Annotated in this window: 10 protein-coding genes; all 10 read right to left on the bottom strand. The window is 52.6% G+C overall.

Annotation, left to right across the window (positions count from 1 at the left end):
- Positions 1-137: 137 nt before the first annotated feature.
- A complete protein-coding gene (locus JW953_20020) occupies positions 138-5,957 on the bottom strand; it encodes a pilus assembly protein (protein ID MBN1994993.1) in 5,820 nt (1,939 codons plus the stop codon).
- A 388-nt stretch (positions 5,958-6,345) separates the two neighbouring features.
- Positions 6,346-7,440: a sensor histidine kinase gene (locus JW953_20015; GenBank protein ID MBN1994992.1), complete on the bottom strand. Its 1,095-nt coding sequence runs from the start codon at positions 7,438-7,440 to the stop codon at positions 6,346-6,348.
- A gap of 37 nt (positions 7,441-7,477) precedes the next feature.
- Positions 7,478-8,167: a response regulator transcription factor gene (locus tag JW953_20010; protein ID MBN1994991.1), complete on the bottom strand. Its 690-nt coding sequence runs from the start codon at positions 8,165-8,167 to the stop codon at positions 7,478-7,480.
- A gap of 21 nt (positions 8,168-8,188) precedes the next feature.
- The gene (locus tag JW953_20005) at positions 8,189-9,112 is read right to left on the bottom strand and encodes a hypothetical protein (protein MBN1994990.1); all 924 of its coding nucleotides are present in this window, start codon (positions 9,110-9,112) and stop codon (positions 8,189-8,191) included.
- A gap of 107 nt (positions 9,113-9,219) precedes the next feature.
- The gene (locus tag JW953_20000; protein ID MBN1994989.1) at positions 9,220-10,818 is read right to left on the bottom strand and encodes a hypothetical protein; all 1,599 of its coding nucleotides are present in this window, start codon (positions 10,816-10,818) and stop codon (positions 9,220-9,222) included.
- Between the two features lies 1 nt (position 10,819).
- The gene (locus JW953_19995; protein ID MBN1994988.1) at positions 10,820-12,544 is read right to left on the bottom strand and encodes a hypothetical protein; all 1,725 of its coding nucleotides are present in this window, start codon (positions 12,542-12,544) and stop codon (positions 10,820-10,822) included.
- Positions 12,544-12,762: a hypothetical protein gene (locus JW953_19990; GenBank protein MBN1994987.1), complete on the bottom strand. Its 219-nt coding sequence runs from the start codon at positions 12,760-12,762 to the stop codon at positions 12,544-12,546. Before JW953_19990 ends, JW953_19995 begins: the two co-directional genes overlap by 1 nt.
- On the bottom strand, positions 12,744-13,739 hold the full coding sequence (locus JW953_19985) for a DUF2029 domain-containing protein (GenBank protein ID MBN1994986.1): 996 nt from the start codon (positions 13,737-13,739) through the stop codon (positions 12,744-12,746). The genes JW953_19990 and JW953_19985 overlap by 19 nt, the downstream gene beginning before the upstream one ends.
- A gap of 5 nt (positions 13,740-13,744) precedes the next feature.
- A complete protein-coding gene (locus JW953_19980; GenBank protein ID MBN1994985.1) occupies positions 13,745-14,869 on the bottom strand; it encodes a hypothetical protein in 1,125 nt (374 codons plus the stop codon).
- Positions 14,866-16,371: a DUF2079 domain-containing protein gene (locus tag JW953_19975; protein ID MBN1994984.1), complete on the bottom strand. Its 1,506-nt coding sequence runs from the start codon at positions 16,369-16,371 to the stop codon at positions 14,866-14,868. The genes JW953_19980 and JW953_19975 overlap by 4 nt, the downstream gene beginning before the upstream one ends.
- Between the last annotated feature and the right edge of the window lie 3 nt (positions 16,372-16,374).

Raw genomic sequence — 16,374 nt, 5'->3', positions numbered from 1 at the left:
CCGAGACGGTCTTGAGACCTAATGACAATCGATCTGCCGTGTCCTGTCTTTTTATATTACCACGTTTTTCTCATACTAATGACATGTGGGTAATCACCAGACATTATACCTTGCTTACCGGAAACCGCTGCACTATATTAACTGGTTTGGATGTTCAAAACAACGTTGCGCGACTCGGTATTTGGATAAACTTCAACCCGGCGGGTATCAAAGAAAGTACCGGCGGCCGTTTTAATTTGGGCGTAGACCAGATATTTGCCGGGCGGCAAATTGTAGAAGCGATACGTGCCGTCCTGGATGCTCTGGGTCTGGAACACCGGGCCGGGCACGCCATCGTCCGCCGCATCCGCATAAGCCCAAACGTCGGCCCCCAGCAAAGGCGTGCTGCCTTGCAGGGTTTTGCCGCTGATCTTGCCCAGGCCCGGGGTTTGGTCCGGTTCGGGTTGCACGGTGCAAACGGCCAGGTTAAGGTTGTCTATGTAAAAGTCGGTAGAACTCTCTGCCGCCCCTTTAGGCGCGTAGAAGTAGGCGCGCACCGCGTCGCCAGGCTCCACAAAAGAGAGAGGATTCAGGCCGGCAAAGACATCTTCACTATACGCGGTCCACAGATCAGGCGCGTTATGAAATGGGTCAAAATCTGGAATAGGCGGCATGTCTGTAGTTCTATCCTGGCCATCGGCCAACAGCAGCGGGCCAACCAGGGTATGGCCGTCCGACACTCGCCTCAACTCAAAGTAGAGTTTATCATCGGGATGGCTGGCCCCATTCAGGCTAACGGCTTTCTTCAAAGAAAGCGCCGCCGTGGTATGGCTCATAATCTTCGTCGGCAGGTTAAAGTCCTGATACAGCGTGGGCACCCTGATGGTACTGATGGGGAACAAGACGCCGCGGTTACTATTGTAGCCGGCAAAGGTAAACGTAGCTAACCCGGAGGTGGGCCAGGTATTGTATACTTCCAGATAGGCCCCCTCAAAGTCGCCTTTTTGCAAGGGGTACTCGCACGTTTCCAACAAAGGCGGGCCTTCCGGTTGCACAATGATGGAGCAAGCCGACTGGGAAATGCCCTCGGGGGGTGGGACAAAGCTGCTATCGTTGGTCAACAGGATTTTGAACACCCTGGCCCCATCTTCTTTGACCCACAGGTCAATGGTGTTGATGCCGGCATTGATGGACATAGAGCCGGACATCTGCTTCCAGCCGGGCGCGCTGCCACCGGTGGGGAAGCCGTCAACCACGCCTACCGCAGCGCCGTTCAAGCCCACGTGCACGTCGTCGCCGTTACTGTTTGGCCCCCAACCGCCAACCCATACATAATAGGCGCCGGCCGTTTCAAAATTGACCTGGTAGGTGGCGTGCGGGCCGGCGCCGGCAGCCAGGTTGGCGCCGGTATCGAGGCTGGCTTCCAGGCCTTCCATAGAAGGTTCGCCCAAAACATCGTCCTGCGCAATCTCTTTCCAGGTGTGGCCTGCGCCGGCCTGGTTGAGAATAGTGTTCACGGCGTCAACCACCACCAGGCCGTTGCCGTTTTCTTCCACCTGGCCGCACCGGCTGCCCAAATAACCTTTGCCGCCGGTAGACGAGCCGCCGGGCGCAGAGGCGGCGCAGAGGTTGAAATGCTTGAACCTGGCCGCATAGGCGGTGCTGCTGCTGCCGGGCGCATTGACCATGCCCACTTCAACCGAGGCGGGCATGATAAAACCGGTCAGCGTTTCCCAGGGGTCGCCCCAGTCGGTGGGGGGGGTCTCACTGCCGCTGACCACGTAATAGAGCTTAAATTCATCCCCATTGCGCGCAATCTTCAGCCAAACCGGGGCGGAAACGCCCGAGCGGGTTTTGGCGTTCACGGTGGAGCCGCCGTTCACCCGGGTATAGAGTCTCAGGCTGCCATCGCCGCGCAGAACAAACATTATTTTTTCCGATGAACCGCGCAAATGGTCCCCCCGTATTTCCAAACCGGCCAGGCCATTGCTGCCGTTAGGCGGAACCTGGTCAACCCGAAAATATACTTCAAAGGGGCCGCTGCCCACGGTGCGGTGCATAAAGTGATAACCGGAGCCGGTGGCGTTGTCGTTGGACACGCCAATGGTGCTGTGCCCGGTTGAGCCTTTATTGGTCAGGATCAAGGAGCCGCTGCTTTCGGTTTGGGTGCTGGTTGAAACGCCGGAGCCGGAATCCACCACATATACGTCGTCAAACCAGATTTCGGTTATTTCACCATTCTCAGTAGCCTGGTTGTTATAGCCGCCCAAAATCAGGGTATGGCTGCCCGGGGGCAAGGTAAAAGATTCCTTAAAAGGCAGCCAACCGGTGTCAACTGCTCCCGATCCCCCGGTGGCGCTGGCCAACAGCCGGGGGCTGCCGCCATCGTCAACCGCCAGCAATACCTCGCCGGTCTCAGTATTTTCGTATAAGTCGGAAAACTTCAAACGGTAGTAACCCTGAACGGTCACACAGCCGCCGCCGGCAGGCACGGTAAAGGGGCGAGACCAGCCGCCGGTCATAGAAGTATAGGTTGAGCTGCCGCTGGTGCGGCCCAGTTTGGTATACAAAGAGCCGTTGGCCCAGGCCCCTTCGCCGTTGTCGTAGGTTCCGCTGGGGTCTTCATCACCCGAGCTGGTGTAACCATAAAAGGCATCCTTGGCAAAGGCAAACAACTCGGCATCGCTGTCGTAATGGGCCGACCAAATTATGCCGGCAGGATCGGGCGGTACGGTTGGCGCGCCACTGCTTTCGGTGATCAATAGGCTATCTATATAAGCATAGACCGATTCTCCGGTGTTATCAATAGACCGGTTCCCCCAGTTGCCGGATGCGCCAACTTTGGCCCCAAAGGTAAAGGTATGGGTGCCGGGCGCCAGGGGGATGGTGCTAATGAACCTGGGCCAATCACTATCGGCCGGATAGTATTGGCTGCTGGCGCCATTGCCGTTTGTGCGCAGCAACCAGCCGTTGCCGGTGCCGCCATCGTACGGCGCGCCGTCTATATACAGGTAATACTCAGCCCACTCGTTACTATCTATGCCAAACAAACCAAGTTGGTGATCAAAAGCAATGGTTACGCTGGGCTGGGTATTGGCAAATTGGATCGAGGCGCCCAGGGAGACCGGATTGCTGTTTTGCCGCCCTCTAATCCGCACGGCCAGGGAGTTGGCAGCCGGATCACCCCTGGACTGGGTGCCGAATTGAGTTCTGCCGGTGTCAATGCCCGAGGTGCCAAAGGGATTATAGACCACGCTAAAGCCATCCACACTGCTCCCATCCCAATTGCGCTCCAACAATATGTCTCCGCCCCCGCCCACAGGCGGCAGGTCGGGCAGGGTGGGGCAAGTGGGGCCGCTATCGCCAAAACCGGTTTGGGTCCAGTCGGCCAGGCCATCGCCCAAAAACTCATCAACTATCTTAACCGGGCAGGCCGCGTCAATGGGCAGAGGCGTAACATTGTTGGATTCGTCGGTTTCGGCCACCCAGCCGGTGGTATCAACCCGGCCAAAAATTTGATGGCTTTCCTGGCCAAAGAGCACAATCGTATCGTTAACCGTAACCGAACCATTAGGCGGCACATCCTGCAACCAGTTTTTGTAGTCGCCTGGCGGCAAGCCCGGATCAAGAGGATTGGGCGCGGCCTCCGGGTCAACGTAAATGTCGGTATCAAAGTAGGTATCGGCCACGGTCACGGCAGTGAGGTTGGCAATGGTCAGGGTAATGGGAATTTCAATATCAAAGGTAACATCGGGCACGTCAATATGAGAAATCCACAGATCGGCCGGGGCCACTTCAAGCTTGGTTTCGGCAATCAAGGCCCCATTACGATAAGATTGAATGGGATAATAGTCGGGGTTAGTTCTGGTGGGCATGGTGAGGGGGATGGTATACTCTACCGGCCCTTCGCCGTCACTATACACCGTAACGTTGCCCAAAAACGTTTCATAGGCGCCACCTTTGTCTACCCATACTTCGTGGGGCAGGGGTGGGTGATTTTTTAAACGGATGGTGATTTCGGTGTTGGGCGGCCAGCGATTCCCCTTGTCAATGGTGATATAGGGTTTGTCCATAATCTCAATATCAAAAGCCGCCACTTCTTGATCCGGGAAAGCCGGGTCAATAGAACGGATCACATAGTAGCCGCTATAAGAGATGGGCAGGGTATAATCCATAATATTGTAATCCCCATTTTCATGGGTGTTGATGCCCAATCTAATAGGAGCAGAAAAACTGGGGCTATCAACCGGCCCTTGCTGGAGATAGACATCGTATTCATGAAAGGCCAGGTGCCGTCGCAGTTGAATAATGATGGGCGAACCGGCCGGCCACCGACTGCCCCCGGGCACGTTGATGTAAGGGTCATTGGGGGTGAAAATAGAAACGGTGCGCCCGGCAATATGGTTGGGGTTTGGCCCCCGGTTATAATCCAGGGTGTAAAGGTCAACCGGAACAGGTTGGCAACCAGGCTCGGGTACTTGGGCGCAGGGTTCCTGGATGCCGTAAGGCACAACATAACTCAAGTTGAGTTCCCCCCGCTCATCAGCCCGAACCGTAAAGGGCGGGGTAACACCATCCTCAAAAACAACTTGGTATTGCTGCAAGGGGGCATGATCCAGGAGGGTAAGATATAGGATGTCGTCCGCGGGATGCCATACACCCGGCAACTCGCCGGCAATGCTCATATCGGCGGCCCGCAGTTCAAGGGTGGAGGAGGCCACAGCCCCCAGCGGGCCTTCGGAAGCAATGGTCAAGTTACCGGGCAGGTAGCCGGTGGCAATGTAATAGCCGGGTTCGTTATTTTCATTGGTGCCAAATTGACTATCCGTAGGAATGATTGTGGTAGGGGAGCCATCAAATAACAATTCGCCCGGGGCCGCGGTGCTGTTCAGGTTGTTAAACTTCATGGTATAGTCGGTATTAACATCATGCCCATAAAGGTAAATGGGAATAGAGGAGCTAATGGGCCAGCGGGCCTGGGCCAGCGGTTGTTGCCTGTGTTCGCCGCTGTTGATATTGCGCACTTCCACGGTGGCATCGCCCATAGTAACCTGAAAACAGGGGGCGTTGGTGGGCAAATCGCTCAGGCAGGCGGCCACCGGCGTGGTATTACTGGCCAGGGTGGTATAGATTTTGTATTCCGGGCCGGCCGGAGAAGGCCGGGCCGAGGCTGAAATCACAAAGTTCAAAAGTTTGCTGCCCAGGTTATCGGTGACAAAATCAAGCGAATAAACATGCGCCGGGTCGGCTTGGTGAACGAACCATAGTTTATAGGCGGTATTGGCCTGGTGGTCGTTTACGGAAACACTAAAGTTACTGCCCTGGGGTTCGGAAAAGTCGTTGAACTCATCCTGAACCGAAATATAGGGTACCGTACTTGACCCGCAGTTAGGGGCGCAGCTATCGGATTGAAATGTTATGCCACCGGTATAGCCGCTCACGCTGGGGTCTATGCCTTCGTTCTGCAACTCTACCTGCCCGGCCAGGTGAACGCTATTTCCGCCCATGATGAAGTCGTAGATGGGATCGAACATGATAACATTGTAGTAGGTTTCTACTCTAACATCCCAGCCGGGCTGTCCGGCATAGTCGGCCAGCCCGCCCTGATTGGTGGCATCCTGGCCCATAACGGCCACCCCAAAAGCCCCTGGCGTTTCCCGATGATCGTTAAACATCTGCAAACTACCGGTGGCCATAATGGTAACGTTCAAAGTATTACCATGCTTGGCCGCCTCCTCTTTAATAGCCTTCACCCGGGTTGAGGTTAACACTTGAGGGGACCAGGGATCGCCCCGGCTTACATCATCGCAATAATTTGCCGGATTATAAGCGGCTGGCACATCGTCGGCCCCAGGATCGCTGGAACAGGCAAAAGGCCGCCCGGTGACGGCGTACCGGGCCGCCTCTCTGGCGGCATTTTGCACCGTAATATAAGCCCAGATAATGCGCGCGCCTTCAACAACACCCAACAAAAGCATCAGCAGCAGGGGCAAAATCAAGGCAAATTCTACCAGACTTTGACCTTTTAGACTTTTTCGTACCACGTCCAGACTCCTTAAACCATAATAGTCAAATAAATTTAGCCAGTTGTCTACTCATAAAGTCTAACTCTGCCCCGAAAAGATACGGTTGGATAAAGTGACCAACTAATTTTAAGGTTTTGGACGCTTTTTACCAAACCTCACTTTTTTGTCAAACAAAATTATAGATTCTAACCGGGGGGGTGTCAATGTGACCAAGGTCATTGGGCCTGGCCCGGATTTGGGGGCCGGGGATAGTTATGGGCAGCCCAAAAAATGCAGGAGGTAGGACAACAGTTTAGGAAAACCCGGTCCTGGGGAATGGCCCGGTGTTGGCGGGTCAGGTTTAAGCTGCCGGGAGCCAAAAATCTATGCGGGTGCCTTTGTTTGGCGAGCTGTCAATTTTCAATTCGCCGCCTAACATCTCAATCCGTTCCTGCATAGTGCTCAAACCAATGGTCTTACGCTGCTGCGAAGCAGAGAGGGCTTCGGTCACGTCAAAGCCAACGCCGTCATCCTCAACCGAGGCGGTGATTTTATCAACGGCTACGTCCACGGCTATTTGCACGTGGGTAGCCTGGGCATGGTCGCGCACATTGTTCAGCGACTGCTGGATAATCCGAAACACTGTGACTTCGGTATGGGGCGGCAGGCGGGTATCTTTGCCGCTGATGGTCAAGTTACAGGCCAGGCCGGTTTTTTCCTGGTAATCCTCAATGCTCTTTTTGAGCGTAGGCGTCAGGCCCAGGTCATCGAGCATCATCGGCCGGAGGTCAAAAATAAAGCCGCGCACTTTTTGGAAGGTATCGCTGACCGCGTGTTTGAGTTCGGTCAATTCGGCCCTGGCCCGCATGGGGTCAGAGTCGAACAGGCGCTCACAGATTTCGGCCTGGAGAATGAGGTTGGTGAGCGATTGGGCCGGGCCATCATGTAACTGGTTAGATAGATGTTGTCGCTCGGTTTCCTGGGCGTCAATAATTTTAACAATGGCATTGCTCTGGGGATCATGCTCACTACTTTTTACACTGCTGGCCTCGCCGCCGGCAGGCAAGAGGCTGCCGGAAACTTCTAAAACCCGGTGCAAACTGTCGGCAAACCGTTTCAGGTTCTCTTGCCGGCTCTGCAATTGCTCCACCTGGCCGCGCATCATAAAGAGGCGCATCTGGGCTTCTTGGGCCGCCGTGTAGATTTCTTTAATATCCTGACGTGGAACGGTGTCAATGTTGCTCTCCATGGTCCGCACTTTATTGGTGAGTTGGGCGTTGCGTTGGGCCAGTTTCTCCACTTCAGCCGTACTCTGTTTGATCAAGATATCTATTTCTTTTAGCTCTTTTTGGATTTGTTCGTACTCCTGGCCGGTCTGGCCCAGGATATCGGCCGGCGTAGCCGCCGCTTCCACGGGAGCGGCATCTTCATTGGCCATCAAAGCGCGCAATTCCATCCTACAAAGTCTCCTTATCTTCTGCTACCGCTATGTCTTATTCTTCTTCATCGTGTAAGCGAATCCAACCCCGGCGCACGGCATAGAGGGCGGCCTGGGTACGGTCGTTTACGGCCAGTTTTCTGAGGATGCTGGTCATATGGTTTTTGACGGTCTGGCGGCTAATGCCCAGCTCGTAGGCCACCTCTTTATTGCTTTGACCCTTGGCGATGTGCTGCAAAATTTCCATTTCTCGCGGCGAGAGGGGGGCGAACATCTCGTTGGGCAAGCCGTCAATGTAGGCCACTTTATCAAACTGCTGCAAGAGCCAGGAGGCTACCTCCGGTTTGTCAAGCACTTCGTCATCAATTACATAATTTCCTTGACTGACTTGCCGCACAGCTTCTACCAAACGACGCGGGGTAACATCTTTGGGGAAATAGGCGGCTGCCCCGGCGCGAACCGAATGGAAAATCTGCTCATCATCATGATAAGCCGTAAGCATAATGATGGCTATTTCGGGCACCGCGTGCTTCAACTCTCGCGTCACCTGCAAGCCATTCATGCGGGGCAGATTAATGTCCATAATCACTACATCCGGCGCAAGTTGTTTAGCCAGGCGTAAGGCTTCTTCTCCATCGGCCACTTCCATAATCACTTCTAAATCCTCTTCTGCTTCAAGAACCCGGCGTAGTCCCTGTCGAAATAGAGAATGATCGTCAACCAGCATGACACTTGTTTTAGCCATTTCAATTAATCTCCCTGATAGTTAAAGTGTTGAATAAGGCACCGATAAAATTACCTGTGTCCCGCGTCCCGGTTCGCTTAAAACCCGCAAATTTCCATTTAACAATTCAGTGTAGTCAACCATTCTGGCCAAGCCCAGGTTCTTTCTGGAGACGCCGATTTTTTCTGAAACCAGGCCATCTCCGTTGTCAATCACACTGAATTCAATGGCGGCATTGTTTTCTTCAATCACTAGGTCAACCTGGGCGGCATTGGCATGAGCAGCCACGTTGTGCAATATTTCTTGCAAAATCCTAAAAATAGCCATTTCAATGATGCTGGGCAAACGGCCCAGATTGGTGTTGATGCGCAGCCGGGTTTTTAGGCCGGTTCGGGCTTCATATTGCTCCAGGTAGCGCCGGATACCGCCGCCCAGGCCAAAATTTCCCAAAATCGTGGCCGGTTCCAAATCGGTAATAAAGTGACGTATATCGGCCAAGCCCTGCTCCAATTCTGTCTGCAAGGCATCCAGCCCCCCGGTTACGTCCTGGCCGCCGGTGAGCAGGTGCCGGCAAGAAGCCAATTCAAAAACCGCATTGGCCAATAATTGGCCGACCCCCTCTTCTAACTCGTGGGCCAATTGGGCGCGCTCTTCTTCCTGGCTCTGCAAAATTCTAATCCGCGACCAATGGTCGTCATTGGGGAGAACAACCTCAAGGCCATCCCGAAGGGAGGTCTGTAACGCTTTGCTCTGTTCCGCCAGTTTCAAAAGCTGCTGACCGATTTGTTGCAACTGAGAACCGGCTTTGTCATCGCCGGAACTACGACCGTTTTCCCGGTCAGAGAGCGACTGTTCATAATTTAGCAAAGCCACACTGGCCAACGTTTCCAAATTATGGCTGGTTTCTTGCAAAACAGAGGCAGCAGTGGTTAAAAATTCTTTCATGGCGGCAGTTTTTTCGTTCATCTTGGTCACCCCACCCCAATTACACTGGTATAGTATACCATAATCAATCTATTTGTGGCAAGCAATTTTTAAGGTTTGACACCAAAAACCCTAAAGTTTGGCAAACTTTAGGGTCTATTTTTAATAAGTTGGTAAACGGCCATATTATCGCCGCCGGCCTGGCGAGTCCCGGGCGCACGGGTGGGGTAGATTAACACCAGAAACGGGTTCTGGGTTAAATCAGGATACCATGCCGGAAATGTAACCAAATAATCAGCCTGCCCGGCGATGATAAAATCCAGCAGGGCGGTTTCGTCTCTGATGATGGGAATGATTTCCGGAGTGATCAGGCCGGCCAGGTCAATTAAGGGGCGTTGGGTAAAATAGCCGATGGCGCCTATATCGTGGGCGACAATAAGGGCATCCGGCGCGGTGTGTTCATTCAACCATTTAGCCGCAGCCACCATTTCACTTTCTATAAAATGCACGTCCCGCCCGTAAGCCCGGGCGCCCACCGGGATAAAAGCCAGAACCAAAACAATTAAAGACAGGGTTAAAACCCGGCCCATCAGGCGAAGAATAAAACGCCCGCCTTTGCCCAGAGATAAAGAGGCCCACAAATTCACCAGGTGGAACGTCCCCCATACTCCCAAGAGGACCAGCCAGGGGATAGCGGGCATTTGATACCGGCCATGCTGGTAAGTGACCGGCAGTCTGAAGGCGTAAAGCATCAGATAGCCCAGCCACCACAACCAGATGACAATCAACTCTGTCCGGCGTTCCTTAACGGTTAACCAGGCGGCCAAACACAAACCCGGCAATAAAAGAATCTGCGGGCCAATAAAAATAACCCGGAAGACCCCCTGCACCGATTCTACTACCGGGCCAACATTGCCAAAGAGCCGCCACCACAGGGGGTAGGTTTGCAAGATCAGGCCGTATTCAGCCTGCTTGGCGTAAAAGGTGTTAGGCAAGGGCAGGCCGGTCATCCAAAGATGAAAGGCCAGGTAGGGAAGTAGCAGAACGCCTGCCCCAACAGCCAGCGAAATCCAGGCTAACAATAAATCACCTATTTTGGCCTGAGCTTGACGCCAGCGATAAGCCACAGCCAAACCTATCAATCCGAGCAACCCCAATCCTTCGGGACGGGTGAGGACTAAAAGGCCGCCCAAAAGGCCCAGGCTGAACAGTTGGAAATTTGAGGCGATTGATTTACTTTCCGTTTCTGTTTTGACAGATATAAGGGATAAGTAACGTTCAACCAGAAAAGTTGACAGCCAGACAAATAAAATCGTTTCCATGCCGGAGACAGCCGCCCATACCAGATGCCATTCAAAAACACAAAACAAACCGGCCCAAAAACCAATCCTTTGCCTGTGGGGGAAAAGATGCCGGCCCAAACGAGCCACCGTCCAGCCGGTCAGACCCAGAAAAATCAGGCCCAGGCTATACGTGTAAATTTGAAACGGCATACCCAGCCAGTAACCCACGCTCAACAAAAATGACCAGAGCGGCGCGGTAGAACCGGCGCTGGGCACCCCCGGCGTAAAAGCCAGTTGGCCGCTGCGAGCCAGGTTACGGGCATACGTTTGATGAATCCAGGCATCGTCCAGGGGGAAACCGGAAAAACCAAAACCCCACCGGGAAACAACCAGGTAAAACAGGCCCACGGCAAAAGCAACGCCCAGGTAAAAAATTAAACTTTGTAAACGCGAAATATAAGACATTTTAGGGTTGAATAATTTTATAAATGTAAACACCCTCAAAAGTTTTAACTAAAGATAATTGGGGATGCACAACCGTTTGTTTGTAAATTTTATCCAGGGGGGCAGGATGATTATATTCCAAAATCAAATAATCCACCCGGTAGCGGCGAGCCGCCTGCAAGGTAGTTTCTATATCTTCATTGGGGATCGCCACGCTCAGGCCGCCGCCGTGATAACGATAAGCCGGGGGATTATTGATCATCACCACTGCCTCCGGATTTTGTTGGGCCACCCAGGCGGCCACCACCGGATAGAGGCCATCGGCCCGGTTCCAGGTATTGTTTTTGAGGACGCGCTGATTATAAATGAAACTGCTCAAGGCTACGGCCATCACCACCAAACCCACTCCAAAAAATTGTTGGGCCAGGCGCGCATCCCAACGGCTGCGGCGAGCGACCACCCACTTGATAGACCGGTCCAAACCCACGGCGGCGGCGGCATAGATAAAGGGCAGTAAGGCGCCTCCAGAATGAAACAGTCCGCCCCGCGCGCCGGGGAAAGCAAAAATAAAAGTCATGGCAATAAAAAGAAGCAAGGCATACCAACCGGCCAGTTGCATCAAAACATGACGGCGCAAATGCCAATACCCAATCAGGGCCAGCGGCAGCCCAAAAACCATGCCCCACACCGCCAGAACCGTTTGCAAATTTGTTTTCAACGCCCACCAGCGTCCCTGCCATATCGCCTGGAGGCCCTGGGCCCAAAACGTCTGGAGCGACAACTCCCGGCCATAGCTAAATAAATCGTCATAAGTGGTCAGCCAGATGGTCTGCATCCCGGCTGCGGATAAGGGCGCGCCCACCACCTGCCAATTGCGAATGAACCAGGGAGTCATAATTAAGAGGTAGCCCAGGAGGAGGAAGAGAGTAAAACGTGAAACGTGAAACGTGAAACGTGAAATGGACAGTTTATCATGGAATATGAAATACAAAAAAACAGTCAAGATAATGGCGACCAGCAGGAGCGGGCCATCGGCGCGGGAGAGGTGGGCCAGGCCAGCGCAGATGCCGGAAAGAATAATTAATTGTGAATTGTGAATTGTGAATTGTGAATTGTGAATGACTGTTTGTAACTTGTTATTTGTTATTTGTGATTTGTAACTTGTTATTTGTAATTTGCCATTTGTAATTTGCCATCCTTCGGCTTCGCTCAGGACAGGTTTGTAATTTACCATCCCCCACCAGGCGGTCAACAAGGCCAGCGACCCAAACACGGCAAAGGGCGTAAAATTGTCAATGGCCGTCCAGAATGGAAAATAGAAACCGCTAAAGATCATTAACAATCCAGCTAGCCAGCTTTGCCAGCGCTGCCTTGACAAAATGTAAGTGGCAATGTAGGTGATGGGAGCCAACAACGCCGAGGCGATAACAAAAGATACCTGAGCGGCCCGGTACGTAGTGCCGCCTAACGCCATCCCCGCCCAGGCCAGGATAGACGGCAGCGGCAGCCAATAGAGATGGCTGGGATGAGGGGGCGGGGTTGGATGGTCCAGGTAAATCCAGACAAAATCTTCCACAAAACCGCGCCCGGCAGCCAAGTTGAGGGCATTAACGTAATAATAAGCGGCATCCATATAATTGGGTTGCTGCTGCGGCAAAGCGGCCAATAAACGGATGAGCAGGGCCAACACAAAAAGGAGGGCTAAATCTCTCCAAACAGATTTTGAGGTAAATGAGATGGATTTCATCAGATAACTGTTTTAGGGACAACCGGTTTGTCCATGTGCCGATACAACTCCCAAGCTAATAAGATAAGCACCAGCGTCCGGGCCATGATGGTCAACGGCAAAAGGTCAACCAGGCCCCGCGAGAGAATAATGGGCCACTCCAGCAGGTTAATCCAACTCAGGGCCAACATAAATACCACGGCCCGTCCCAACGGCAGGCTTAACAGGAGCAGGGGCAAAAGATAAAGCTGCCACTGGGGACTCCAGCCTTTGGCCCACAGAAAAATATCAGCAAAACCAGCGAGGTGATGATTAAACTATTTTTTTTGTTTCTGACCAGCGGGCGCGTCAGAATGAATATCCCCAGTAACCCAAAAGAGAGCAGGGTCAGCCAGGGGGACAGGCGTGAAGGATGGTAGAGAGTTTCTGTTGCTTTAGCCAGGTCAAAATGATCTTCAAGGGGGCCGAAACTGCCGGTATTATCTACATTGCCATCGAGCAAGGCCCACACCGTTTGCCAGGATGATTTGCTAGACTGGGCCAGCAAAGAGGCCAGGGTATAATCTGGACTCAGGAGCAAAAGCGGGCCAAAAATAATAATGATGACCAGCAAAATCACCAAGCCGCTTTTTAAGGCGGTTTGCCAACCACGCAGCCACCAGATGGGTATCAGCAGCAAAACAGGGAAAAATTTTATCATTGTTCCGACGCCAATGATCAACCCGGTCAGCCACCAAGAGCGACCACGCAGCAAGGTAAACAGGGCCAGCAGAAAAAAGAAGACGGCCAGAGGGTCGTAATGCCTTAGCCAGATAAAGAGAGGAACATACAGCAGGGCATAAACCCAACCGACTGGCCCGGCGTCGGCATCCCGGCCGTTGTTTGACAGCAGATAGAGCAAGACCAATATCCCCGCTTCAAATAGCAGCAAGAACAGGCCAAGCCAGACCACGTAATTTTTAAAAATGCCGCCACTCAATTCATAAATTGCCAGGTTAAAAGAGGGAAAGAGCGGCGGGTATTCGGACCAGTAGTGAATGAACGGCCAATAGCCCAACTCGCCAAAAAGTCGCCCCAGGTCAAAATAGTAGGGGTAATCGCCGTAGAGGGTCAGGTTGTCGGCAGGCAAAACTAACAACATCAAAACGCGGGCGTTGAGAAAAAGGAGTAGAATTAATAGAAATTGATTGAGGCGTTTACTGCCAAAAGAGAACATTTTTCTTAGCCAAAAAATCTAAGATACACCAACGAAGCGTTCCACAGGGCCGAATAGTTGAGTATCTTACGGGATCGAGCGACCGCCGCAAAAGCAACCGTAGCCACTACCAGGCCGCTGGACAAACGCAAGACGCCGGGCAGGTCGGCGTAGGTTGAAAAGGGCAAAGTGATGATCATTATAACATGTAAAACCAGAATAATTGCAACCGGAGTGAATTGCTTTCGCCAGAAATAACGAACCAGAACAACAATGAGCGCCGCCGTGGGGATAATAACCAACGGCCCCAACATTAACAGGACTATGATTAAAGTTTCGGGTTCGTTTAAGCCAAAAGCAAGCAGACCCCCAAAGGGGATAAAGCTGAAGGCGGTGGCCCCGTGTCCCCCGGAGCGCAAACCGATTTGACCAAAAGCAAACCAGAGGACGATTTGCAGCAAGACAAATGGCCCCAGGCTGATCAGGCCGGTTTCGGTTAGCAATCGCCATTGTTTTTTGAGTAAAAAATAAAACAAGTAACCGCCCACAAAAGCCAGGGCTGTTTCTTTACTAAGCACACTCAACGCCAAAAAGCATGCGCCCCAACGAGGCCGTTCTGTTTCAAAGGCGTAGAGGGCGGCGATGGCTAAAGTTAAGGAAAAAGGTTCGTTGAGGGCCAGGCGCAGGCTGACCAATTGCCCGGCAAAAAGCCCCACGGTAACGGCGTACCACCGGCTCAACCTCTGCCGGGCCAGGAGAAGCCCTATGATGTACGTGCCGGCGGCCAGGGCCAGAATGTTGAGGCCGATTAATACCCAGGGAATAAGCGCAGGTTGGCTAAGGCTCACTAATCCAACCGTAAGCGGATAAAGAATACGCTGGTAACGATAGGCCGGGAGGTCGAGATAGGGAGCGGCGTTTAAGGGGTTGAGGGCAATGTGGTAAACAAATTGGCCATCGTAGCCAATCGTGCCGTGGGGGTCGCCCTGGCTGTAGCGCGTGCCCAGGCGGACAAAGGCCAGCGGGTTCCATTGGTTAGTTGCCAGAACAAGCAGGGTAAAAGCAACGGTTACGCCCAATACCAACAGGGTGGGGCCAAAGTGTTTCCAAAATTGGTTGCCGGGTTTGGGGTTTATTCTTGATGGCTTCATGGGCAAGGCGGCTGTGCTTTAAATGTGACTATATCAGACACGTTCCGTTTAAAAAGGAGCAGACCGTCATCGCTAAAAATCAGGCCATAATCAGGATTATCCACAAATTTGGCCAGTTGGGCGCAATATTCTTCAACATACCGATAGGGCGTGAGACTGCTCTGCATATCCAGGGCAAGGTAATCGGCTGGCTTACCCTGGTGCGACACTTTGGGCAGGATAAAAATCCATTGGCGCTGACTCAAGCGCGGCACCAGGTTATTTTGGGCAGCCACGGCGGCTTGGGATGGAATAAGGCGGAGCATTTGTTCAGCTTTTTGGTGATGCCCGGTAACCACGGGCCAATCAAAATAACGGCCCAACGGCGTGTGGCCAAATTGGGCTTGATAAATGAGCGTGACCAGCAGCATTAACATTAACAGTGAATTTTGCAAAAAAGCCGGTTTAATGTGTTTGAATTTGGGGGTAGCGAATTTAATGAGACGGGACAGGCCATTGATGCCGGCCACAACCACAAAAGGAACTATAGGCGCTGACGAATGAAAACGGTCAAGTTGGTAGGTGGGAGGGTAGGTGGAGAGCGTATTGATCAACAGGGCGGGCAAAGCCATTAGCAAAGTCAGGGGGTCGAGTAAGGCGATAAAAGTGGTGGGCATGGTCAGGCGAAGCCAGTAAAATTGTTTGTCGCCGGAAAAAATCTGTTGGATAACTATATCAGGTCGGGTCAACATTGTGGTCATGATCTCTCCCAGGTTATCGCCTAAAGCCTGGTAACGATAGAAATGAAGGTTATTGCCTGCCAAACTAAAAGCGGGAATAATGATAAAATTGGCCATGACAAACCAGAACAGGCTGAGAACAACGGTTAGCCCCCCGATACGCCAATTTCGTTGGATAGCGGCCAGGTACAAACCCATCATAAAAATCAGAAGCGGCACGTCTTCCTGGCAGGCCATCGCCAAAACGGCCATAACCATAAAAAAACGATAATGGCGTTTAAACAAGGCCCACAGCGCCCAGGCCAATAAGGGGGCGGCCAGGGTGATGCCGTGGACGTCGAAAGTAATGGCTCCCTGCAGGGCCGGGAACAGCAAATAGATAACGGCAAAAACCAGGCCGGCTATGTGGCTATGTAATTTGGTTTGAGCGAGCCAATAAACGGGTATAGCGCCCGTCGAAACGATGATAACCTGAATAATAATTAAGGTTTGCGGCGCAGGAAACAGAGCGTAAAGCGGGGCGAAGAGCAAACCAATGGGGTCTACGTGGTCGCCCAGGCTAACGCTGCCAATTTCATGATAGGCGGTGATGAGAAAGGGGCGGCCATGCGCCATGTTCCATACCTTTTGCCCCCAAATGCCCAGGTCAAAACCGGCCGTTTGAAAGGTGGCGTGTTTTTGCAGGTTGTAGGCTATAAAAAAGATATTGTAGGCAATAAGTGTTAACAGCAGGCCAATCAGCGCCGGGGAGATTGACCGTTGCCGTTGAATTTTGGAAACCATAAC

This window comes from Anaerolineae bacterium (assembly GCA_016931895.1).
In the GTDB taxonomy this organism is placed as follows: Bacteria; Chloroflexota; Anaerolineae; order 4572-78; family J111; genus JAFGNV01.
This window is presented reverse-complemented; position numbering and strand designations above follow the sequence as displayed.

What these genes read in the sequence shown, in the direction of transcription:
- JW953_20020 (MBN1994993.1), bottom strand. Translation starts at nt 5,957, where the DNA reads ATGCTTTTGTTGGGTGTTGTTGAAGGCGCGCGCATTATCTGGGCTTAT.
- JW953_20015 (MBN1994992.1), bottom strand. Translation starts at nt 7,440, where the DNA reads ATGGAATTGCGCGCTTTGATGGCCAATGAAGATGCCGCTCCCGTGGAA.
- JW953_20010 (MBN1994991.1), bottom strand. Translation starts at nt 8,167, where the DNA reads ATGGCTAAAACAAGTGTCATGCTGGTTGACGATCATTCTCTATTTCGA.
- JW953_20005 (MBN1994990.1), bottom strand. Translation starts at nt 9,112, where the DNA reads ATGAACGAAAAAACTGCCGCCATGAAAGAATTTTTAACCACTGCTGCC.
- JW953_20000 (MBN1994989.1), bottom strand. Translation starts at nt 10,818, where the DNA reads ATGTCTTATATTTCGCGTTTACAAAGTTTAATTTTTTACCTGGGCGTT.
- JW953_19995 (MBN1994988.1), bottom strand. Translation starts at nt 12,544, where the DNA reads ATGAAATCCATCTCATTTACCTCAAAATCTGTTTGGAGAGATTTAGCC.
- JW953_19985 (MBN1994986.1), bottom strand. Translation starts at nt 13,739, where the DNA reads ATGTTCTCTTTTGGCAGTAAACGCCTCAATCAATTTCTATTAATTCTA.
- JW953_19980 (MBN1994985.1), bottom strand. Translation starts at nt 14,869, where the DNA reads ATGAAGCCATCAAGAATAAACCCCAAACCCGGCAACCAATTTTGGAAA.
- JW953_19975 (MBN1994984.1), bottom strand. Translation starts at nt 16,371, where the DNA reads ATGGTTTCCAAAATTCAACGGCAACGGTCAATCTCCCCGGCGCTGATT.